Annotated in this window: 19 protein-coding genes and 1 tRNA gene; 14 read left to right on the top strand and 6 right to left on the bottom strand. The window is 62.5% G+C overall.

The genetic code is table 11. From position 1 onward, the window contains the following. Positions 1-168: 168 nt before the first annotated feature. The 4 genes from ACFCU0_RS08045 to ACFCU0_RS08030 form a co-directional block, all read right to left on the bottom strand. Positions 169-1,197 carry a beta-ketoacyl-ACP synthase III gene (locus tag ACFCU0_RS08045; protein WP_434973148.1) on the bottom strand — a complete coding sequence of 343 codons (1,029 nt, stop codon included), beginning with the start codon at positions 1,195-1,197 and terminating at the stop codon, positions 169-171. A gap of 271 nt (positions 1,198-1,468) precedes the next feature. Beyond that, positions 1,469-2,473 carry a phosphate acyltransferase PlsX gene (gene plsX / locus ACFCU0_RS08040; RefSeq protein WP_434973147.1) on the bottom strand — a complete coding sequence of 335 codons (1,005 nt, stop codon included), beginning with the start codon at positions 2,471-2,473 and terminating at the stop codon, positions 1,469-1,471. Positions 2,474-2,985: 512 nt separating this feature from the next. Continuing rightward, positions 2,986-3,183: a 50S ribosomal protein L32 gene (gene rpmF / locus ACFCU0_RS08035; RefSeq protein WP_434973146.1), complete on the bottom strand. Its 198-nt coding sequence runs from the start codon at positions 3,181-3,183 to the stop codon at positions 2,986-2,988. Between the two features lie 212 nt (positions 3,184-3,395). Then, on the bottom strand, positions 3,396-3,917 hold the full coding sequence (locus tag ACFCU0_RS08030; protein WP_434973145.1) for a YceD family protein: 522 nt from the start codon (positions 3,915-3,917) through the stop codon (positions 3,396-3,398). Positions 3,918-5,126: 1,209 nt separating this feature from the next. Here ACFCU0_RS08030 and dnaA point away from each other — a divergent pair. Then, positions 5,127-6,710 carry a chromosomal replication initiator protein DnaA gene (gene dnaA / locus ACFCU0_RS08025; RefSeq protein WP_434973144.1) on the top strand — a complete coding sequence of 528 codons (1,584 nt, stop codon included), beginning with the start codon at positions 5,127-5,129 and terminating at the stop codon, positions 6,708-6,710. A gap of 341 nt (positions 6,711-7,051) precedes the next feature. Beyond that, positions 7,052-8,188: a DNA polymerase III subunit beta gene (gene dnaN, locus ACFCU0_RS08020; protein ID WP_434973143.1), complete on the top strand. Its 1,137-nt coding sequence runs from the start codon at positions 7,052-7,054 to the stop codon at positions 8,186-8,188. 102 nt (positions 8,189-8,290) lie between these two features. Here dnaN and ACFCU0_RS08015 read toward each other — a convergent pair whose 3' ends face one another. Beyond that, positions 8,291-9,310, bottom strand: a complete 1,020-nt coding sequence (locus ACFCU0_RS08015) for a hypothetical protein (RefSeq protein ID WP_434973142.1) — start codon at positions 9,308-9,310, stop codon at positions 8,291-8,293. A gap of 144 nt (positions 9,311-9,454) precedes the next feature. Further along, the gene (locus ACFCU0_RS08010) at positions 9,455-10,090 is read right to left on the bottom strand and encodes a sigma-70 family RNA polymerase sigma factor (protein WP_434973141.1); all 636 of its coding nucleotides are present in this window, start codon (positions 10,088-10,090) and stop codon (positions 9,455-9,457) included. A gap of 491 nt (positions 10,091-10,581) precedes the next feature. Here ACFCU0_RS08010 and rplM point away from each other — a divergent pair, with 491 nt between their 5' ends. The 12 genes from rplM (at position 10,582) to ACFCU0_RS07950 (ending at position 20,167) form a co-directional block, all read left to right on the top strand. Further along, the gene (gene rplM, locus ACFCU0_RS08005; protein ID WP_434973140.1) at positions 10,582-11,031 is read left to right on the top strand and encodes a 50S ribosomal protein L13; all 450 of its coding nucleotides are present in this window, start codon (positions 10,582-10,584) and stop codon (positions 11,029-11,031) included. Positions 11,032-11,122: 91 nt separating this feature from the next. After that, entirely contained in the window at positions 11,123-11,521 is a 399-nt protein-coding gene (gene rpsI / locus ACFCU0_RS08000; RefSeq protein WP_434973139.1) for a 30S ribosomal protein S9, read from the top strand. 210 nt (positions 11,522-11,731) lie between these two features. After that, positions 11,732-12,670 carry a 30S ribosomal protein S2 gene (rpsB, locus tag ACFCU0_RS07995; RefSeq protein ID WP_434973138.1) on the top strand — a complete coding sequence of 313 codons (939 nt, stop codon included), beginning with the start codon at positions 11,732-11,734 and terminating at the stop codon, positions 12,668-12,670. Between the two features lie 117 nt (positions 12,671-12,787). Next, a complete protein-coding gene (gene tsf / locus ACFCU0_RS07990) occupies positions 12,788-13,618 on the top strand; it encodes a translation elongation factor Ts (protein ID WP_434973137.1) in 831 nt (276 codons plus the stop codon). A gap of 172 nt (positions 13,619-13,790) precedes the next feature. Then, on the top strand, positions 13,791-14,561 hold the full coding sequence (pyrH, locus tag ACFCU0_RS07985; protein ID WP_434973136.1) for a UMP kinase: 771 nt from the start codon (positions 13,791-13,793) through the stop codon (positions 14,559-14,561). Positions 14,562-14,676: 115 nt separating this feature from the next. Continuing rightward, a complete protein-coding gene (gene frr / locus ACFCU0_RS07980) occupies positions 14,677-15,246 on the top strand; it encodes a ribosome recycling factor (protein ID WP_434973135.1) in 570 nt (189 codons plus the stop codon). A 221-nt stretch (positions 15,247-15,467) separates the two neighbouring features. After that, positions 15,468-15,556: transfer RNA gene (locus tag ACFCU0_RS07975), tRNA-Ser, on the top strand. A 137-nt stretch (positions 15,557-15,693) separates the two neighbouring features. Then, on the top strand, positions 15,694-16,578 hold the full coding sequence (locus tag ACFCU0_RS07970) for a YicC/YloC family endoribonuclease (protein ID WP_434973134.1): 885 nt from the start codon (positions 15,694-15,696) through the stop codon (positions 16,576-16,578). Between the two features lie 49 nt (positions 16,579-16,627). Continuing rightward, complete coding sequence (gene gmk / locus ACFCU0_RS07965; RefSeq protein ID WP_434973133.1) at positions 16,628-17,197, top strand: guanylate kinase; 570 nt, start codon at positions 16,628-16,630, stop codon at positions 17,195-17,197. A 76-nt stretch (positions 17,198-17,273) separates the two neighbouring features. Then, entirely contained in the window at positions 17,274-17,570 is a 297-nt protein-coding gene (locus ACFCU0_RS07960) for a DNA-directed RNA polymerase subunit omega (RefSeq protein WP_434973132.1), read from the top strand. A 124-nt stretch (positions 17,571-17,694) separates the two neighbouring features. Next, on the top strand, positions 17,695-19,017 hold the full coding sequence (locus ACFCU0_RS07955) for a bifunctional phosphopantothenoylcysteine decarboxylase/phosphopantothenate synthase (RefSeq protein ID WP_434973131.1): 1,323 nt from the start codon (positions 17,695-17,697) through the stop codon (positions 19,015-19,017). Positions 19,018-19,060: 43 nt separating this feature from the next. Then, complete coding sequence (locus tag ACFCU0_RS07950) at positions 19,061-20,167, top strand: uracil-DNA glycosylase (protein WP_434973130.1); 1,107 nt, start codon at positions 19,061-19,063, stop codon at positions 20,165-20,167. The last annotated feature ends 24 nt before the right edge of the window (positions 20,168-20,191 follow it).

Below are 20,191 nucleotides of genomic sequence, written 5' to 3'. Positions count from 1 at the left end.
GCCGATCGAATAGGTCCGAACCCATCCCGACAGCCTGAGAACCCTGTCCGGGGAAAAGAAACGCTGTGGCCATGATGTCTGTGCGGTATGCGTTTGTGCGGTGAGACGTACGTACGTTGATGCGTTTATGCGTTGGGGCGTTGAGAGGTTGAAAGTCGAACCCTGAACCTACTCCCCATACGCCCACGTCAGGTACGACGCGCCCCAGGTGAAGCCGCCGCCGAAGGCCGTGAGGACGACGTTATCGCCTTCCGACAACTCGTCCTCCCAGTCGTACAGGCAGAGCGGGATGGTGGCGGCGGTGGTGTTGCCGTAGCGGTCGATGTTGATCATCACCTTCTCGGAGGTCAGCCCCATCCGCTTGGCGGTCGCGTCGATGATTCGCAGGTTTGCCTGGTGCGGCACGAGGTAGTCGACATCGTCGCCCGTCAAGTTGTTGCGCTCCATTACTTCCTCGCAGACATCGGCCATCGCCGTCACCGCGTGCCGGAAGACCGGTCGCCCGTCCTGATAGATGTAGTGCATCTTGGCGTCCACCGTTGCGTGGGTGGGTGGGTTGAGGCTACCCCCGCCCTTCATGCAGAGCAGGTCGCCGTGCCCGCCATCTACATGCTGTACGGCATCGATGAGCCCGTACTCGTCATGCGGCTCCAGCAGGACACCCGCGGCGGCGTCCCCGAACAGGATGCAGGTTGTTCGATCCGTGTAGTCCACGATCGAACTCATCTTGTCAGCCCCGATCACGAGGACTTTTTCGTAGCGGCCGCTTTCGATCAACTGCGACCCGGTCGTCAGGGCAAAGAGAAAGCCGCTGCAGGCGGCGGACAGGTCGAAGCCCCATGCGTTGGAAGCGCCGATCTTGTCCTGCACGAGGCAAGCCGTCGCCGGAAACAGCATGTCCGGCGTCACCGTCGCGACGATGATGGCGTCGAGGTCGTCGGCGTCGATGCCGCGCTTTTCGAGCACCTCCTGCGCCGCTCCGGCGGCCATGTCCGACGTTGCCTTGGTTTCGTCCCGGAGAATTCGGCGCTCGGTGATCCCGGTCCGCGTCCGGATCCACTCGTCGCTCGTGTCGACCATCTTCTCGAGGTCGGCATTCGTCAGCCGCTCTTCCGGAAGGAAGTGACCGACGGTGGTGATGGCGGCGCGTGGGCCGGACGACGACGGGCGACCGACAGGCGGGGACGGGGCGGACATAGAATTGAAGGATAGAGCGCGCAGAGAGGAGTAACGAACGGACGCAATCCGGGCACAGGGAATACGGCGACCGGGATCGGGGCGACACGAACAGACGGCGATGCCGTTCGCGAACGCTCGGTCGGACCAAACGTGAACCCCAAGAAAGGCGAAGAGGGACCGCAGATCAAGCCCCATCGACCGAGAATCAACGAATCACGTCTGCACTGAAGACGGCCTGCTGGCGAAAGAGTGGCCAGACTCGCATTCGGCCCCCGGCAGACGGGCCGGTTTAGCCATCGAATGCCTTCTTTAGCTCACCGACCACGTCGGAGCGGACGAGATCTGCGGTGGCGTGAATCATCTGCTCCACCGCATCGGCATTGGAGCGGCCGTGCCCGATCATCACATTCCCGTCGACGCCCAGAAGTGGGGCGCCGCCCCGGTGATCCGCGTCGAAGCCTTTGCTTACCTCCCCGAGAACCTGCGCCACAATCTGCTGCTCACCGGCCGGCAGCTCCTGCCGCTGCATCTCCTGAGCGGTCATCTTCTTCAGCACGGTGGTCATGCTTTCCCCAAACTTCAGGAGGATGTTGCCCACGAAGCCGTCGCAGACGATGATATCGGCTGCGTAATCCAGGAGGTCGCCGCCCTCAACGTTGCCTTTGAAATTGATGCCATTGGCTTCGGTCAGCAGGTCGAAGGCCTCCTTGACCTGCTCATTCCCTTTCCCCGGCTCTTCGCCGATGTTCAGGAGGCCAACGGAGGGGGTGTCGATCTGGAGAACGTGGCGCGTGTAGACTGTGGCCATCCGCGCGAACTGTAGAAGGTGCTCGGGGCGGCAATCTACATTCGTCCCAATGTCGACGACGATGGAGAAACCGCGGAGGGTCGGAAAGTACCCGGCGATGGACGGCCGTTCCACACCGGAGATGCGTCCGAGGGTAAACATGGATGTGGCCATCACCGCGCCCGTATTCCCTGCGCTGATGAAGGCGTCCGCCTCTCCCTTCTTCTGTGCGCCGAGCCCGAGGTGGATGGACGACTGCCGCTTCTTCTTGACGGCGGACGCCGGGGCGTCGGTCATTTCGATCACATCCGGCGCATCCACCAGTGTCAGCGGTATGTCGGCGGAGGCGCCGGCCTCGTCCAGCAGGGGCTGTATGCGGTCCGCGGGCCCGAAGAGCAGGATCTGGAGCGGTTCTTCCATCGACTCCAGGGCGGAAAGAACCCCCTGGATGACGGCGTCCGGGGCGCTGTCGCCCCCCATCGCGTCCACTGCAATACGCAAAGCCATACGGGCCGTTGTGAGATCAGTACCGGGAATGTACGAGGAGGAAAAGGTGCTATCGCCGGCCGGGACGGACGACGGTCCGAGCCGACCGCTGAACGAGGACGCAGCGTCGCCTCTGCGCCCAGCACATCAGCGTCAACATAGCACGGACACGCCTTGAGTGCAATGCACCGTCCCTTCACCTGTCAGCAATCCGGGACACGCGACCCTGTGCGTCATCGAGTCGCGTTCACCGAGTCGCGTTGACATACTGCGAGCGACGCGTAGGCCTAAAAGACTATGCCCCAAAAGAAACGCACGCTCTGCTCACCGGACCTCCGCTTGACGGAGCCTGGGTGCAGGGCGTGCTGGTTTCCTTGACCGCTCAGGGTGCTGTCAACGCGTCAACTCGCTGCCCGAAACGGCCGGATGAAGCCGTCGGGAGCAGGAGCGTCAGCGCGCCGCCGGTCGATGCAGGTTGCAGGAAGCGCATCGCGTTCGGGTTACCGACGGGGCCGAGGAAGGCGTTGGCCTCTCTACAGCTGGTATTCTGCCGACGGCTCAATGACCTGACGGCCGCGGTAGTGCCCGCAGTGATTGCACACGCGGTGCATCACCTTCGGATTGCCGCAATTGCTGCAATCCATCAGCTGCGGCGCCTTCAGCTCATTGTAATACGTGCTACGACGCTTGCGAGTGCGCGACTTGGAATGTTTTCTCTTCGGAACGGCCATGGCTAAGCGGAAAAATCGGTGCGTTGAATCGGTATCGGCGAGCCGTGCTCACCACAGGCCGGAGTCCGGCCGAATATTTGGGCATCTCATCTCGAAATGCATCGCAGGTAAAAGGTCGACGAACCGGTCGGTTCGCCTCGAGAGATGCATTTCTCCCACTTTTTAAAATCGGAGAAACCGTCTGCAGGGCCGTAAAAGCCGGAGGACGGCGTCTATTCGTCGTCGGATTTCAGCTTCTGGAGCTCGCTCCATCGCGGATCGACCGGCTCCTCCACGTCGTCCGGGTCGTCGGGTTCGCCGAACGCAGTGGTAATATCACGGTCCTCCGCGCCGGGGGCAACCTTTCGCTGTGGAATAGAGATCATGATCGTGTCTCTCACCACGTCGGTGATGTCAATCTCTCGATCTCCGCGCTGTAGCGGTCGGACTTCGTCGTAGTCATCGGTTTCGGTTCCGACGAGTTGCTCCGGACCGTAGAGCACGCTGTACTGCCCGTGGACCGTTTCTGTAAAGCGCTCGAGGGTACGATCACACGTCAGGTCGGCGTCCGCTTCGATGCTCAAATGCAGAAGAAGCCGATCACGGTGCGCCTGAATAGTAATGTCGACCGCCACATCCGAGATGTCGTGGATGTCGTCGAACGGCTCCAGATCAAACTCAAGTTCGCTCGCGTCTGGCGCGAGCTCTACCTGATGTACGCCCGACTTGAACGGCGTAATGTCGAGATGCAGCATAGCGGGCTGACAAATAGTGTCACAGAGCAGAACGAGCCGCGACTGCCATGAGATGCGCACGGCCAAAAAAGGAACGTTGAAATGAAACGGGGCTTGCCTGGTTCCGCCGGGGGAGCCGGTCGAGAAGCCCCGACCCGAAATGTCAGACCGGAATATCAGGCATCCGGCGGACCATGAAATCAGGCCTTATTCCTTGACGTTGCCGGGACCGATGATTATCGTTGATGTCCCGCTCACGGAAGGCGACACAGCCTATCGCCGGAGGCGTCGGAGCACGGTCTCTATCGTGGCTTCTGCGGCCCTTTAGGGTCAGCCCCGGTGCGCCTGATCGACCGTTCCGAACCCGAACGAGTGGACGCGCGGGGCGCATGCTGATCGCGGCGCGTCACGGGGCCCAAGCTCACAGCGCTCGCTTCTGCTATCGACGTCGCCGCATTGCGCCGGACGATCAATCCGATGACCGCCTCAACGTTTGCGTTGCTCACGCGGGCTTGCGCCGACACACGACCGGGTCGTGGAGGCACCGACGGACTGTCCCGGTTGCCGCCAACGGCGCAGATCCGACGTTCACCGGGCGTGCGCTTCTGCTCCGCTGTACGCGACTTCCTGCCGTTCGCGTAATTTCTGTGAGCAAGATGTGGATAACCCGTTTATATCGTCCGCTTGACGGTGTACTTTTCCACAAATATGAGCTCCACACGGAAAACCCGACCCAACGAAACGTTCACATAATGGTGTAAACACACGGGAAACAGTGATTTAGCTACTGTTGAAAAAGTGTGGATAACATGTGGATACAGAGGTGGGTGTGAGGGTGTACCGGCCGGGAGCGGTGCGTACGGCCCGGTTACGTTGTGGATAAAGTGCGCCGCAACGTATCATTTTCTGTATGTGAACGGGTACTGGACGGGGGGGAGCACGCGGAAAGGAGGTGTCGACACGTCCGTAGACGGTTTCGTCGAAATCGATGGAGCCTCAGGCGTGAGTTTCCGTTAGGAAGATATGCTTCCCGACGCGTATCCGTCCCGACCCGTTGCAACGGCAACGTCGGGCTTGCACGGCTCCGCATGATCGCGCGACATTCCGTCTCGACTTCCTGGCGCGGTGCTGCCATGTGCGCCCCGGCCGGCTCGCGTTGCTTTCCATCACTTGTATTGTTCTTTCCTGACCGCGGAGACTTCCTCTCGCGGCAGACGGCTCCCACACGCTATGGATCAGTCCGCCGAAACCGCCTGGGCGCAGTGCCGCGAAATCATCCAGGAGAACATCAACCGGCAGAGCTTCAATACGTGGTTCGAGCCGCTGAAAGCACAGTCGCTCACAGAGGAAGATGGATTACGCAAGCTGACCATCCAGCTGCCGAGCCGCTTTTACTACGAATGGCTTGAGGAGCACTACTTCTCGCTCCTCCGCAAAACGATCACCAAGGTCCTCGGCCCGAACGGCCGCCTCTTCTACGACGTGGTGATCGAACAGGAAAACCCGGACGAGCCCGACCACGGTGCGTCCATGCAGCTCCCCGCCCGGCGGGGCGATGACGTGTCGCCGGACGCCTCCCCGCCTCCGCCGGATCCGGCCGAGGCGGAGCCCGGACAGACGCGGCAGACCTCCGGATCCAACGGCTCCTCCCCGCCCTCGTCGCCCCCGGAGCGCCGATCCGCCCCCGAACGCGACGGCAACGCCAGTGCCGGCCCCCCGGGCTCCCAGCAGCCGCCCGTAAGCAACCCGTTTGCGATCCCGGGTATCCAGAAGGCGGAAATCGACAGCCAGCTCAACAGCAGCTACACGTTCGAGCGCTTTATCGAAGGCGATTGCAACCGCCTCGCCCGGAGCGCCGCCTGGGCCATCGCCCAGGAACCCGGCGCCACCAGCTTCAACCCGTTCCTGATCTACGGCGGCGTCGGCCTCGGAAAGACGCACCTGATCCAGGCCATCGGCAACTACGTCCAGGCCAAGGACAGCGTCGACACCTGCCTGTACGTCTCCAGCGAGCGCTTCACCACGGAGTTCGTGCAGTCGATCCAGCGCAACCGGATCAGCGAGTTCTCGATGTTCTACCGGCAGATCGACCTGCTGATCGTGGACGACGTGCAGTTCTTCAGCGGCAAGGAGAAGACGCAGGAAGAGTTCTTCCATATCTTCAACGCCCTGCACCAGTCCGGCCGGCAAATCATCTTGTCCGCCGACCGGCCGCCGCGCGACATTGAAGGCATCGAGGAACGGCTGCTGTCTCGCTTCCAGTGGGGCCTTTCCGCCGACGTGCAGTCGCCCGGCCTGGAGACGCGCATTGCCATTCTCCAGCGCAAGGCGGAAGACGATGGAATCGACCTCGACCAGGAAGTGATCGAGTTCATCGCGCACAATATTAAAAGCAACATCCGCGAACTGGAAGGCGCCCTCATCCGCCTTCTCGCCCACGCCACGCTCCACCAGCGAGACCTGGACCTGGCCCTCGCCAAGGAGGTGCTGCGCGACCTGATGCAGGACATGCAGGTCAACCTGACGATCGAGGAAATTCAGCAGATCGTGTGCGACTACCTCGACATCCCGGAAGACCTGGTCCGCGCGAAGACGCGAAAGCGGGAGGTCGTCCGCGCCCGGCAGATTGCCATGTACTTCTCGAAGAAGCTGACCCAGCACTCACTGAAGACGATCGGCCTTCACTTCGGGGGGCGAGACCATTCGACGGTCATCCACGCAAACAACACCGTCGAAGATCAGATCGAGACGGACGATCAGTTTGCAAGCATGGTCGAGGAAATCGGCCGAAAGATCGAACTCCGATCGCGGTAGCACCGTGCTGAGGCATTGAGGTGCTTAGGTGTTCACGCGTTGAGGTAGTCGATGCCGTGCGCTGCGTTTCAACATCGACCCAGCGACGCGTCCACCGCCGGATTCTCCGTACTCAAGCACGAACGTTACGACGCTCCAACGCAACAACGCGCAACGTCCTACCCCCACAACCGGCAACGCTCCAGACGTAAACTTCCAACGAAAGCGGTAAAAACACGGCGTCTGCCCCGTCGCACATGGGTTAGACACTACGCGGATCCGCTCTCGCTTTCGTATCGTACGAAGCGGTCCCGACGACTTGATTTCCACGATCCTTTTCCGCTCCAGCATCTCGTCCCGTCATGAAATTTACGACCAAGTGCGGTGATCTGCTCGAGGCGCTCAATACCGTGAAGGGTGCCGTTCCGTCGAAGAGCACGCTCCCGATCCTGGAGTGCATTCTCTTCGAACAGGAGGACGACGCGCTCCGGCTCAGCGCGACCGACCTCGAGATTTCCATCGTCCGCAAGCTGCCCGTTCAGTTCGAAACCAACGGCACGGCCGAGGGGACGGCGATCGCGGTACCAGCGAAGCGGCTGACGGACACGCTCCGCGCGCTGCCGGACGAAATGCCGATCGAGTTTGCCGCAGACGGCGACTTCGAGATCCGAATGGACACGGATCAGGGCCACTACAAGATGGTCGGCCACGACGGGGAAGACTATCCGGAGCTTCCAGACATCGACGGCAAACACGAAATCACGACGGAGGGCAACCTGCTGCGTCGCGCAATTGACAAGACGAGCTTCGCCGTGAGCAAAGACGCGCTTCGTCCGGCCATGATGGGCGTCTACTTTCAGGTCGGCACGGACGAAACCCGGGCCGTGGCCACGGACGGGCACCGACTCGTGAAACTAGTTCTCCCGACGCTCACCGCCAAGGAGGAGATCAGCTTCATCGTTCCGGAGAAGGCAACCAAGCTGGCAGGACGCGTCGTGGAGGACGACGAGATCTGCACGATGGCTGTCGATGAAGGCCATGTGTCGTTCGAGTTCGGCAACTCACGCGTCCTCGCCCGCCTGATCGACGAGACCTACCCGAACTACCAGGCGGTGATTCCGCAGGAAAACGAGAAACGCCTGACGATCAACCGCGAGGACATGCTGAACGCGGTGAAACGCGTCGGCCTCTACTCCTCGAGCATGACGAATCAGATCCGTCTGCAGATCTCGAGCGACAGCGTCAAGATCTCCGCGGAAGACGTGGAACGCTCCAGCGAAGCCGAGGAAGTGGTGAAGTGCGACTACGACGCGGACGACATGGAGATCGGCTTCAACTCGGAGTACCTCACCGAAGTCCTCAGCAATGTCCGGTCGGAGGAGGTCGTCTTCCAGCTTAGCTCGCCGAACCGGGCGGGCATCGTGGTCCCGATCGACCAGGAAGATGACGAGGAGATCCTGATGCTGATCATGCCGGTCATGCTGAAGTCCTACGCCTGATGGTTCGCGGCCCGAGCGGCCGACAACCGTCAACGTGATCGTTTCGGGGAGCGAGGCTGACCGCCTGGCTCCCCGTTCGTTTGTGCCCTCGTGCGTGCCCCCTCAGTCGTACGGGCTCGCCGGTGCATCGGGCTCCGCCACCGGAGCGACGGCCTGAAGGTCCTGGAGCAGACGAACCGCTTCGGCAGCGCGGCGGTTGTCGCGCCGGGCGAGAATCTGAAGGTGTCGTCGTGCGGCCTCCGGGTCGCGCTGCGCCAGGTGCGCCTTGGCAAGGAAGAACCGGGCCTCCAGGCCGAGGAAGGAGCCCGTCGCTTCCCGATCGACGACGTCGCGCAGGAGCGACATCGACGCATGGAGCGGCCGGTCGGCATACCGGGGGAAAAGACCGAGAGTCGTCGTGCGCGCCTCCCGAAGACGACCGAGGGCGTGCAGGAAGAGGCGGTCAGCCGACAGGGAATCTCCCTCCGCAGCAACCGAGTCGGGAACGTTGACGCGGTAGCCCTCGATACGGGTTTCGGACATGTCCAGGGCAGCGAGCCGGTCGAGGGGCGACCGCGTCGTGCGATCGATGCCCCACGCAGCTCCGTACAGCAACGCTCCGATCAGGAAGAGCGCGAATCCCCACTGGACCGCGTCGGGCCAGCGTGCCACCCACGACAGCACACGCCCTCGATCGGGGGGCGGGGCGTTGTCGGACGTCGCATCCTCGGGCGCAGAAGGGGATGGAGAAGAGGTCATAGACGTAGCGGTCAGCGATTCGAACTGTTCGACGGGATCGACGCTCGCCTCGGCCTCCTCAATGCGCCGCTGGAACGCACGGGCTCGATCCGCCAGCTCCGGGTCCAGGTCGAGTCGATCCTCGAGTCGGCGAAACGCGCGTCGGAGCTCGCGCGACCAGGTGCCGGCAGGCTCGATGTGCGTGGCGGTCAGGTAGTACGCGAGCAAGGCATCTTCCGGAGCCGCCGCGGTCTCGGCGGAGAACGGCATCGCCGACGTCAAATGCTTGACATCGTGCAGCAGCGGATACCATTCGGGGTTCGCATTCACGTACACCTGCACCTCGTTCCGCTCCGCAGCCGAGAGGGAGGCATACAACAGAATGCGATCCTCGATGGGGCTCATGGGAGCACGGGTGGAAGGCACGCGGGCATGGGGCGTCCGGGAACGTCGTCCATTCTACGCCAATGCCTTCGGTACGTTTTGCGAAGAGCCGTCGAGGGGCGGACCCGAGACTGAGCGCCGATATTCACCGTCCTCTACTGCTCATCAGGACACGAGAGCAAAGCTCTCTGAGGTGCGCCGGAGGACGGGATCGTCCCGGAGAAGATCCAGCGCCCGAAACTTGTACGTTCGCACGGTCGGAACCGGTTTACCGATGGAGGCGGAGATCATCTCGAAGGTGCAGCCGTCGACAAAGAAGAGGCGCGCCGTATCCTGCAGGTAGGACGGCAGGCGGTCGATCGCCGAGAGGAGGGCCCGGCGCACCCGCGGGGCGTCGTCGTAGGCCGGCGGGGGTTCGCTGATGAGGTCCCCGCCCATGTCGTCGATGGATTGGACGACGCGGGCCCGGCGGACGTAGTTGATGAACGTGTTGCGGCAGACGACGCTCACCCAGCTCGCGTACCGGACGATGGTCGTGGCATCGCGCCGGGATCGGCACGTCCGGCGGAAGGCACGGGCCACCAAAGCATCCATATCCGACGGACGACGCAGGCCGTCGCGCGCCGCTTTCGAGAGAAAGTATCGCCAGATGAAACAGTAGGTCCACAGGTCGATCACGTCACGGTCGGTCGCGCGCCCGGAGCACGTCCACCGCGCGTACACGGCGTTGAGCCGGTCGGTGTCGTCTAAGGCGAAGGGGAGGCGCGCCAGCAAGGGTTCAAGACGGGAGGAGCTGCGCATGATGGGAAAGGGCGAACGGCAGGAGAGGCATCTCGCCCGGCTGATGAATAAGAATCCTCAGAACGGCAGATATTCATATAGATACAATATAATAAACATAAATTATATGCAAGTATGGGTGGCTATAATATAGATGCCCGGTTCACCTGGCTGCCGGATAGCGTTCGTGCTTCTTCTATGGGTGCGTCAAAATTGCAGGAAGACGCCTGCGCTGCGCAACCTCGAATCCGTGCACACGTGCTAGTCAGCCTGATGTGTTGCGCGGAGGGCTCTACGCGACCGGAACGATGACCCGGCGCGGTGAGTTGAGCCTGTTTGCCGTTCGCGCCGGTCCCGGCCCATCCAGACGGGTCCGGTTGCGTTCTGAATATGTTGCTGCACGGGAGATCGGAGGCTGCGCGGTTTTATCATGACGCGCACGCACGATCGCCCTGTGCGGTGCACCGAGCCTGCATCCTCGGACCCCGAGTGTATAATGACGAGACCCACCGATGGACAGCCAAAGTTTTAAAACGTTTAGCGCGAAGCCGTCCGACGTCGACCAGAAATGGTACGTCGTCGATGCGACCAATGAGGTCGTCGGCCGCCTCGCAAGCCGGATCGCCCACGTTCTTCGTGGCAAGCACAAGCCGACCTACACCCCGCATGTCGACACCGGCGATTTCGTCGTGGTCGTCAACGCGGACAAGGTTCGCTTCACCGGCCGCAAAGAGACGGACAAGACGTACCGGACCTACAGCGGGTACCCGGGCGGCGAGCGCGAAGTTACGCCGGAAGAAGTGCGCAAGAAGCATCCGGAGCGCCTCATTTCGAAGGCCGTCAAAGGCATGATGCCGAAGGGCTCACTTGGACGCCAGATGTTCAAGAAGCTCAAGGTGTATGGCGATGGCGAGCACCCGCATGAGGCCCAGCAGCCGGAGCCGCTCGACAACGTCGCGTAGTTCCATTTGGCGCACCTTCCCCGTGACGTGCGAGACGGGCCGCACCGCTCGCATTCACCGCTCTTCTTTTCTGCAAACCCTTCCTCTTCCCATGGCAACAATCACCCAGTTTCAGGCCGTTGGTCGTCGTAAGACCTCGACGGCACGCGTGTACCTGCGTCCCGGCGACGGCACCTCGTTCGAGGTCAACGGCCGCGATGCCTCCGAATACTTTCCGGTCGCCTGGCGCCGCCGCTCGCTCGACCAGCCGTTCACGGTTACCGACATGATCGGCAATTTCGACGTCAAGGTCACTGCATCCGGCGGCGGCCTCACCGGGCAGGCGGAAGCGATTCGCCTCGGCATTGCCCGCGCGCTCGTCAAGTATGACGAAGAGCTCCGCGGCCCGCTCCGCGAAGCCGGCTTCCTGACCCGCGACGACCGCATGGTCGAGCGCAAAAAGTACGGTCAGCCGAAAGCTCGCAAGAAGAGCCAGTACAGCAAGCGCTAAAGCGACATCGAAATGCGAAAGGCGAACTGCGACGTGGTTATCATTTCGCACTTCGAATTTCCCATTTCGCACTCCAAATCAACCATACGGCCCGATGCGACGGTGGGTTGACGGGGACGACGCGTGCCTTATGCCGCTCGTCCCGGTTTCGCCGCGCACGCGACGGTCGTAGTAGCCGAAACCCAACTTCTCCTTCCCCAGATACAGCACATGGCAGACGATAAAACGCAGAACCCCGACGCCGTTGACGAAACCGATCTCGACGAAGAGATCGAAGACGCGGACGTCGCCGACGAAGAAGACGTGGACGACGAAGACCTCGAGGAGGACTACGACGACGAAGAGGAAGAGGACGCCGTAGCCGACGACGAGGACGATGATGACGACGAGGAGGCCGAAGACGCCTCCGGCGACGGCGAGCCGTCGCACCGCGTGACCATCGAACAGCTGCTGAAGGCCGGAACGCACTTCGGCCACCTCACCAGCCGGTGGGACCCGCGCATGAAGAACTACATCTTCATGGATCGCAACAACATCCACATCATCGACCTGATGCAAACGCAGGTCCTGCTCGACAAAGCAGCGGATGCGGCCCGCCGCTTTGCCCGTCGCGGCAAGAAGATTCTGTTCGCCGGGACGAAGAAGCAGGCCCAGGAGATCGTCCGCGGGCATGCCGAAGAAGCGGGCATGCCGTTCATGGTGCAGCGCTGGATGGGCGGCACCATGACCAACTTCCAGACCATTCGCCGGTCGATTCGCCGGATGGAGGACATCGAGCGCATGGAGAAGGAAGGCACGCTCGACAAGCTGAAGAAGAAGGAGAAGCTAATGCGCCTCCGCGAGCATGAGAAGCTGGAGGCGACGCTCGGCGGGATTCGCAACATGGCGAACCTGCCCGGCGCCATCTTCATCGTAGACGTGAAGCGCGAGCACATCGCCGTCTCCGAGGCCCGCAAGCTCGGCATCCCGATCATCGCGATGGTCGACACCAACGGCGACCCGCGCGACATTGACTACCCGATCCCGGCCAACGACGACGCGCTGAGCTCCATCGAGCTTGTCACCTCCACCATCACGGAGGCGATCCAGGAAGGCCTGCAGGAGCGCAAGATGAAGAAGGAAGCGAAGCAGAAGCAGCAGCAGGGCTAACCCCGCCAGCGGCACCCGGGCCGGGCTCCTCGATGAGTCCGGCCTTTTTACCGCCAGATCGGCCCGGCAGCTGCATCCGCACAACGACATTCGAACGAGGAATTTTTACTGCCACCCATGAGCATTTCCGCTAAAGACGTCAAGGCCCTTCGCGACGCGACCGGCGTCGGTATGATGGACTGCAAGAAGGCCCTGCAAGAGACGGACGGTGACTTTGACGCCGCCGTCGAACTTCTCCGCAAGAAAGGTCAGAAGGTTGCCGCCAAACGCGCGGAGAAAGAGGCCGATGAAGGTCTCATTTCCATTTCGATCAGCGACGACGGCGCCGCCGGCGCGATTGTGGAAGTCAACTGCGAGACGGACTTCGTTGCGCGCAATGAAGACTTCGCCTCGTTCGTCGATCACATCGCAGACCTGGTATTGTCGGAGAAGCCGGAGGACCTCGACATGCTCCACGCGCTGCCGTTCAACGGCGATGCCTCCGTGAAGGAAGAACTCGTTGCGATGACCGGCCGCATCGGCGAAAAGCTTGACATCCGCCGCTTCCGCGTCATGGAAAGCGACGCCGGAGAAGTCATCAAGTACGTCCATCCCGGCTCAAAGCTCGGCGTGATCGTGGAGGTCTCCGGCAACGGCGACCGCGAAGACGCCGGCCGCGACGTAGCCATGCAGATTGCCGCCCTCGACCCGATCGCCGTGGACCGCAGCGAGGTCCCGGAGGAGGTTCAGGAGAAAGAGAAGGAGATCGCGCGCGACGCCGCGATCAACGAAGGCAAACCCGAGCACATCCTCGACCGCATCGTGGAAGGCAAGCTCGAGCGCTTCTTCGAGGACCACGTCCTGCTGGAGCAGTCGTTCGTAAAAGATGCTTCCCAGTCCGTGGAGGAGATGCTCGACGACGCTGATGTCGACGTGCACCGCTTCGTGCGCTTCGCCCTCGGCGACTGAGTCACCATCCCCTGCACATGCGCTGCCGACCGGCCGGTCCCGTGACGACCCTCCGGGACCACTGCCGGTCGGCTGGACGTTGCGGGCCGGATGTTCGATTGTAGTAGCCGTACCGCCCGCCTGATCTCGTGATTTCGAATCCCCGATGGCCAGGACCTCCACCGACGTTCCCATGTCGACCGACGCTTCCGCCGATCTTACGTACCGCCGCGTCCTGTTGAAGCTCAGCGGCGAGGCCCTGCTGGGCACCGACCGCGACTTCGGTATCGACGAAACGGTTCTTCGCACGTACGCCAAGGAGGTCAAGAAGGCGGTCGACCTCGGCGCGGAAATCGCCATCGTCATCGGCGGCGGCAACATTTTCCGTGGCGTCCAGAATGCGATGAAGGGGATGACCCGCGCGCATGCCGATTACATGGGCATGCTGGCCACGATGATCAACGGCATGGCCCTGCAGGACGCGCTCGAGCAGGTGGGCCTGCAGACGCGCCTTCAATCCAGTATCAAGATGGAAGAGATCGCCGAACCGTTCATCCGGCGTCGCGCCATGCGGCACCTCGAGAAGGGACGGGTCGTGATCTTCGGCGCAGGCACCGGCAATCCGTACTTCACGACCGACACGGCCGCCGCCCTTCGCGGGCTGGAGATCGACGCGGACGTGATCTTAAAGGGAACGCGCGTCGACGGCGTCTTTACCGCCGACCCGGAAAAAGAGGACGACGCCAAGCGCTTCCGCACCATCCACGGCAAGGAGGTGATCCGGCGCGGCCTGAAGGTGATGGATATGACGGCCTTCACCCTGTGCCAGGAATCGAGCATGTCGATCCTCGTCTTCAACATGGGCCTGCCCGGCAACCTGCGCCGGGTGCTGACCGGCGAAAGCGTCGGCACGCGCATCCACTGGAATGACTCGGAAGCGGTCGCTGAACACGCCGGCGCATAGCATTTCCCTCCGTCCGCGCTATTTTGCTCCCGTCCTACCTCAGCTTGACCCGCCGACGCGCGACCTCCGGCGGTCTCAGTGCGACATCCTTTCCCACATTCTCTCCCGTACTGATATGTCTGACGATCCCGTCCAAGATGTTCTCGACGACGCGGAAGAACGGATGGAAGACGCCGTCAACTTTCTGCGTTCGGAGTTTAACTCCATCCGCGTCGGTCGTGCTACGCCGGCAATGCTCGAAAACGTAAAGGTCGAGTACTACGGCAGTCAGGTGCCGCTGAATCAGGTGGCGAGCATCACCGCTCCACAGGCCGACCTGCTGCTCGTTCAGCCCTTCGACCGCAACGCTATCGGCGACATCGAGCGCGGCATCATGACCGCCGACCTCGGCCTGAACCCGAACAACGACGGCGAGAAGATCCGCATCCCCGTCCCGCCGCTGTCGGAAGAGCGCCGCAAGGAACTGGCAAAGAAAGCCCGCGAGCGATCGGAGGACGCCAAGATTTCGATCCGCAACATCCGGCGCGACATCAAGGACCAGCTGAAGTCCACGGTCGAGGAGCATAACCTCTCGGAAGACGTCATGTACGGCGCCGAAGAGGACCTCCAGGAGATCACAGACACGTACACGGAGAAAGCCGACCAGCTGCTCGAGAATAAGAAACAGGCGATTATGAAGGTGTGAGGGTTGGACCGTTGGATCGTTGGACCGTTGGATCGTTGGACCGTTGGATCGTTGGACCGTTGGATCGTTTGCACGTTGGATCGTTCGGTCGACTCAACACCTCAACGCATCAACGCCTCAACGCGTAAACGGAAATGAACCGAACGAATTTCAGATGAGGGAAGGGTGGGCCGGATCATTGGCCCGGAGATGACATTCGAGATAGCACGTTTTTACGATTTGGAGGGGTGCCCGAGCGGTCGAAGGGGCTCGCCTGGAAAGCGAGTGTGCCGCTTCCGCGGTACCGAGGGTTCGAATCCCTCCCCCTCCGCCCTGATCGAACGCCGCCGGCGTCCCGGCATCCTGGCGTTCGACCTTCATCGAGAGCCGAGTTGCCTGTCCATGGCGGCTCGGCTTTTTCTCTACACTACGCCTCTCCCGCAGACCGGAGCCTGTGCTCCTCCCTCCATGATTCACAGCATGACCGGATTCGGGCGCGGCTCGGCCTCACGGGCCGGGGCCACCGCGACCGTCGAGATCAAGAGCGTCAACAAGCGCCATCACGACGTCTCGGTTCGCATGCCGGGCAACCTGGCCGAGAAGGAGTCGGCGATCCAGACAGCGCTGCGAGACGCGTTCGAACGCGGTCAGTTCACCGTGTACATCGACGTAGAATCCAACCTGGATACCACCGTCCCCTACCGGGTCGACCCGGCGGCCACGGCAACGTACGCCAACCTGCTCCGCGACCTACGGTCCGCCGCGGGTATCGAGGCCGAGATCACCCTGGACGACCTGCTGCGGTTCGACGGCGTCCTGACGGAGGAGCGCCCCGACGACGATGAGCTGCTCGACGAGGCATGGGCGGCCGTCGAAGCCGCCGCCGAGGAAGCCATCGAAGCGCTCGCCACGATGCGCGCGCAGGAAGGGGAAGCCCTGCGAGATGACCTCGAGAACCGCCTGCGAGCGATTGAGAAAGACCTCCAGGCCGTCGAAGATCGGGCCCCGGAACGCGTCCGAGAACATCAGCAACGCCTCCGCGACCGTCTCGCAGAGATCATGGACGACGAACGCATCGACAACGACCGGATCGAGACCGAAATCGCCGTTCTGGCCGACAAGCTCGACATCAGCGAGGAGTGCGTTCGGCTCCGATCGCACGTCGACATGTTTCGCGAGTCGCTGGCCGACGACGAGCCCTCCGGTCGGAAGCTGAAGTTCATCACGCAGGAAATCCATCGCGAGGTGAACACCATCGGTGCGAAAGCGAACGACCCGTCCATCAGCGGGTGCGGGGTCCGCATGAAAGAGGAAGTCGAAAAGATTCGCGAACAGGTACGCAACGTCGAGTAACGCCCCGCTGCCCGACCTCCCACCCTTTTCCGTCAATGCGCCGAGCGTAATGCCCGACGACCGTTCCATAATCGTTCTGACCGCCCCGAGCGGCGCCGGTAAAACGACCATCGCCCACCGCGTACTCGAGGAGCGCCCGAACCTCTCCTTCTCCGTGTCGGCGACCACCCGGGACCCTCGCCCCGAAGAGACCGACGGACGGGACTACCACTTTCTGTCAGTCAACGAGTTCGAGGAACACATCAACGACGGCGACCTGCTCGAATACGAACAGGTGTACGACGGCCTCTATTATGGCACGCTAAAATCAGAGATCGCGGAGAAATCCGTCGGCGGCGGCGTGCTCCTCGACATCGACGTAAAGGGCGCCATCAACGTCAAAAAGGCGTTCGGGGACGACGCGCTGGTACTCTTCATTGCCCCGCCGTCGGTGGAAGAGCTGGAGCGCCGGCTGAGCGGTCGCGGGACGGAAACGGACGCCGACGTCGAGACGCGCCTCAATCGCGCCCGGATGGAACTGGGAATGAAAGGCGAATTCGACGCCGTCGTCATCAATGACGAGCTGGATCAGGCCGTGGAGGAAACCTTGTCGCACGTCGATCGGTTTGTCCAAAGCTAATGACCGGAGAACTCCTGACCAATCTCTCCGGCAGCAGCGTCACCAACTCTCGAAGCACGCCAGACCCTGACTCTCTATGGCTATTAAAACACTGGACGTCGACGAGCTCGCGAAGCGGACCGGCAACATCTACGAGACCGTCGCGATCCTGTCCAAGCGCTCCCGCCAGGTCGCATCGAACGTCAAGTCTGAACTCGACGACAAGCTGTCCTACTTCGAAGGCTTCGGCCCGGAGATGGAAGACGTTCGCATGCAGGAAGAGCAGGAGGAAGTCTCCCTCGAATACGAGGAAATGCCGGAGCCGACGGAAGTCGCTATCGGCGAGTTTCTGAACAACGAGCTCTACTACCGCAAGCCGTCGGAAGAAGAGTAGTCTTGCGGAAACGGTTCTGGCAAACGCCCGACCGGCGCGTCGAAGCAGGGCCTCGAAGCTCTGCGCGGCGGGTCTGACGGGCGTTTTGCGTTGATACACCGCCTCGTCGCCTCCCGTCTGTGCCATGCACCAAACGTCGTCCCCGCTCCCGGACCTGGACCGACGCCGCATTCTGCTCGGCGTGACCGGCAGCATCGCCGCCTACAAGGCGGCCGTGCTTGTCCGGCTGCTGAAAAAGTCCGGTGCCGAGGTGCAGGTGTTGATGACGGAGGGCGCGTCCCGCTTCATTTCTCCGCTCACACTCGGCACCCTGTCCGAGCGCGAGGTTCTGACGGACATCTTCCCCGACGGTCCCGCGACCGATGAAGGGGGCTGGACGAAGCACGTCGACCTGGGCCTCTGGGCCGATGTGCTCGTGGTCGCTCCTGCGACAGCGCAGACACTCGCAAAGCTGACGCACGGGTTCTGCGACTCGATGCTGACGGCCACCGCACTCTCCGCCCGCTGCCCGTTGATGGTGTGCCCCGCGATGGACCGGGACATGTACACCCACCCGTCGACGCAGCGCAACCTGCGGATGCTTCGTGAGGATGGGCACATCGTCATGCCCGCAGCGCACGGCGAACTCGCCAGCGGCCTCGTCGGCCAGGGACGGATGCCGGAGCCCGACGCCATCGTCGACCGGGTGGGGACCGAACTGGAGGACCGACCGTACGCAGCCGATCGGGACGACCACCACGCACCACCCCACGAAACACCGTCGGGCGAGAAGCCGAACGATTCTATGTGCGGGCGGGAGGTGCTCGTGACCGCAGGCCCCACGCAGGAGCCGCTCGATCCCGTCCGGATGCTCACGAACCCCTCTACGGGTACGATGGGCTTCGAAGTGGCGCGTGAGGCCGCCCGTCGCGGCGCGTCTGTCACGCTCATAGCCGGCCCCACGTCCCTCGACACTCCAGCCGGGGTTCAGCGCGTGGACGTGCGCACGACGGCTGAGATGCACGCGGCCGTCCAACAGCGACGAAATGATGTTGACCTGGTGGTGATGGCAGCCGCTGTCGCCGACTATACGCCGGTCGATCCGTCCGATTCGAAACGAAAGAAAGACGAAGAGGAACGGGTCTTGCACCTGCGGCGGACGCCCGATATTCTGGAGACGCTGGGCAAGCACAAGCGGCCGGGACAGACACTTGTCGGGTTCGCGCTGGAGACCGACGACGGCCCCGAGAACGCGCGACGCAAGATCGAGCGAAAGAACCTGGACTGGATCGTTCTCAACGATCCATCCGAGTCGGGGGCCGGATTCGGCACGACCACCAACCGCGTCACTCTCTTTCACCGGGACGGATACTCCGAGGCGCTGCCGCTACAGTCCAAGCGTGCCGTCGCCCGGGCGCTGATCGACCGCGTGACGCGACCCGTTCCGACTACTCAGGACGCCTCCTGACGGCCCCTTCCGTGTTCTCGCTTCACCCTCTACCCTCGCCTTCATGCGCACCCTTCTCCAGCAACTCCGGTCTCTGATCGAGCGCGAGGCGGCCATGCACGGCCCGCTCGTTCCGCTCGGCGAGCCGGAATCCGAAGACGGGAGATCAGCGCGAGAGCAGGACGGGGACACGCAGGCGAAATCGGAGACCGCGACGGCGGCGACAGCGCAGGACGTCCAAAACGCGCGCTCACAGCCGACGCCGGACAAAGCATCTCGGGACGCTGAAGGCGAGACCGCAACGACGGATGATGCTGCGGATGGCCCGGCGGATGAACGGGGTCCCACTGACACAGACGAAAATACGACGTCTGACGCGGCCAGCGCATCCCCCGACGCCGGCGACCTGCCCGCGCCATCAACCGTCTCCGACACGACCGCCACCGGATCGTCTGACGGCGCATCCTCCGCTCCTTCTTCCCCTTCTGACGCCTCTATGCCCAACCGCGACCTGTTCGGCAACGAAGTCGATCCCACCGAAGACCCGTCCCGCCCCCCGCGCGAACGCGTTGGAGCACTCGTCCCCGACGATGCTCCGTATCGGGAAATCGACTCGCTCGCGGACCTCGAAGAGTGGGTTGCGCAGAACACGCTCGTCCCCATCGACGAGGACCGCACCAACCCTGTCTTCGGCGTCGGCGACCCGGAGGCCAACCTCCTGATCATCGGCGAGGCGCCGGGCGCCAATGAGGACGAGCAGGGCGAGCCGTTCGTCGGACGCGCCGGACAACTGCTCGACAAAATTTTGGAAGCGATCAACTTCCAGCGGCAGGACGTCTACATCGCCAACATTCTGAAGAGCCGCCCGCCCAACAATCGGGACCCGCTCGCCGAAGAGGTCGACGCGCACATTCCGATTCTCTACAAACAGATTGCACTCATCCAGCCTGCCGTTATCTTGTGTGTGGGAAAGGTGGCTGCGAACACCATGCTCGACCGCCGCTCTTCCCTCGGTTCGCTGCGCGGCAAAGAGCACGACTTCTACGGCATTCCGCTCTACGCCACGTACCATCCGGCGGCGCTGCTCCGCAACTCGAACTGGAAGCGTCCCACGTGGGAGGACGTAAAGCTGGTTCGGACGCGCTACGATGAACTGACCGGGACGTCCTGACGGTCCGGCCCGTACCGCAACCGG

It is taken from the genome of Longibacter sp., from assembly GCF_051155795.1.
Lineage (GTDB): Bacteria > Bacteroidota > Rhodothermia > Rhodothermales > Salinibacteraceae > Longibacter.
Note: the sequence above shows the minus strand (reverse complement) of the source record. Positions and strands in the feature narration are given on the sequence as shown.

What these genes read in the sequence shown, in the direction of transcription:
- ACFCU0_RS07960 (WP_434973132.1), top strand. Translation starts at nt 17,274, where the DNA reads ATGGCTATTAAAACACTGGACGTCGACGAGCTCGCGAAGCGGACCGGC.
- tsf (WP_434973137.1), top strand. Translation starts at nt 12,788, where the DNA reads ATGAGCATTTCCGCTAAAGACGTCAAGGCCCTTCGCGACGCGACCGGC.
- gmk (WP_434973133.1), top strand. Translation starts at nt 16,628, where the DNA reads ATGCCCGACGACCGTTCCATAATCGTTCTGACCGCCCCGAGCGGCGCC.
- ACFCU0_RS08030 (WP_434973145.1), bottom strand. Translation starts at nt 3,917, where the DNA reads ATGCTGCATCTCGACATTACGCCGTTCAAGTCGGGCGTACATCAGGTA.
- plsX (WP_434973147.1), bottom strand. Translation starts at nt 2,473, where the DNA reads ATGGCTTTGCGTATTGCAGTGGACGCGATGGGGGGCGACAGCGCCCCG.
- ACFCU0_RS08015 (WP_434973142.1), bottom strand. Translation starts at nt 9,310, where the DNA reads ATGAGCCCCATCGAGGATCGCATTCTGTTGTATGCCTCCCTCTCGGCT.
- rpsI (WP_434973139.1), top strand. Translation starts at nt 11,123, where the DNA reads ATGGCAACAATCACCCAGTTTCAGGCCGTTGGTCGTCGTAAGACCTCG.
- rpmF (WP_434973146.1), bottom strand. Translation starts at nt 3,183, where the DNA reads ATGGCCGTTCCGAAGAGAAAACATTCCAAGTCGCGCACTCGCAAGCGT.
- ACFCU0_RS07955 (WP_434973131.1), top strand. Translation starts at nt 17,695, where the DNA reads ATGCACCAAACGTCGTCCCCGCTCCCGGACCTGGACCGACGCCGCATT.
- ACFCU0_RS07970 (WP_434973134.1), top strand. Translation starts at nt 15,694, where the DNA reads ATGATTCACAGCATGACCGGATTCGGGCGCGGCTCGGCCTCACGGGCC.
- dnaN (WP_434973143.1), top strand. Translation starts at nt 7,052, where the DNA reads ATGAAATTTACGACCAAGTGCGGTGATCTGCTCGAGGCGCTCAATACC.
- ACFCU0_RS08045 (WP_434973148.1), bottom strand. Translation starts at nt 1,197, where the DNA reads ATGTCCGCCCCGTCCCCGCCTGTCGGTCGCCCGTCGTCGTCCGGCCCA.
- rplM (WP_434973140.1), top strand. Translation starts at nt 10,582, where the DNA reads ATGGACAGCCAAAGTTTTAAAACGTTTAGCGCGAAGCCGTCCGACGTC.
- ACFCU0_RS07950 (WP_434973130.1), top strand. Translation starts at nt 19,061, where the DNA reads ATGCGCACCCTTCTCCAGCAACTCCGGTCTCTGATCGAGCGCGAGGCG.
- pyrH (WP_434973136.1), top strand. Translation starts at nt 13,791, where the DNA reads ATGTCGACCGACGCTTCCGCCGATCTTACGTACCGCCGCGTCCTGTTG.
- rpsB (WP_434973138.1), top strand. Translation starts at nt 11,732, where the DNA reads ATGGCAGACGATAAAACGCAGAACCCCGACGCCGTTGACGAAACCGAT.
- ACFCU0_RS08010 (WP_434973141.1), bottom strand. Translation starts at nt 10,090, where the DNA reads ATGCGCAGCTCCTCCCGTCTTGAACCCTTGCTGGCGCGCCTCCCCTTC.
- dnaA (WP_434973144.1), top strand. Translation starts at nt 5,127, where the DNA reads ATGGATCAGTCCGCCGAAACCGCCTGGGCGCAGTGCCGCGAAATCATC.
- frr (WP_434973135.1), top strand. Translation starts at nt 14,677, where the DNA reads ATGTCTGACGATCCCGTCCAAGATGTTCTCGACGACGCGGAAGAACGG.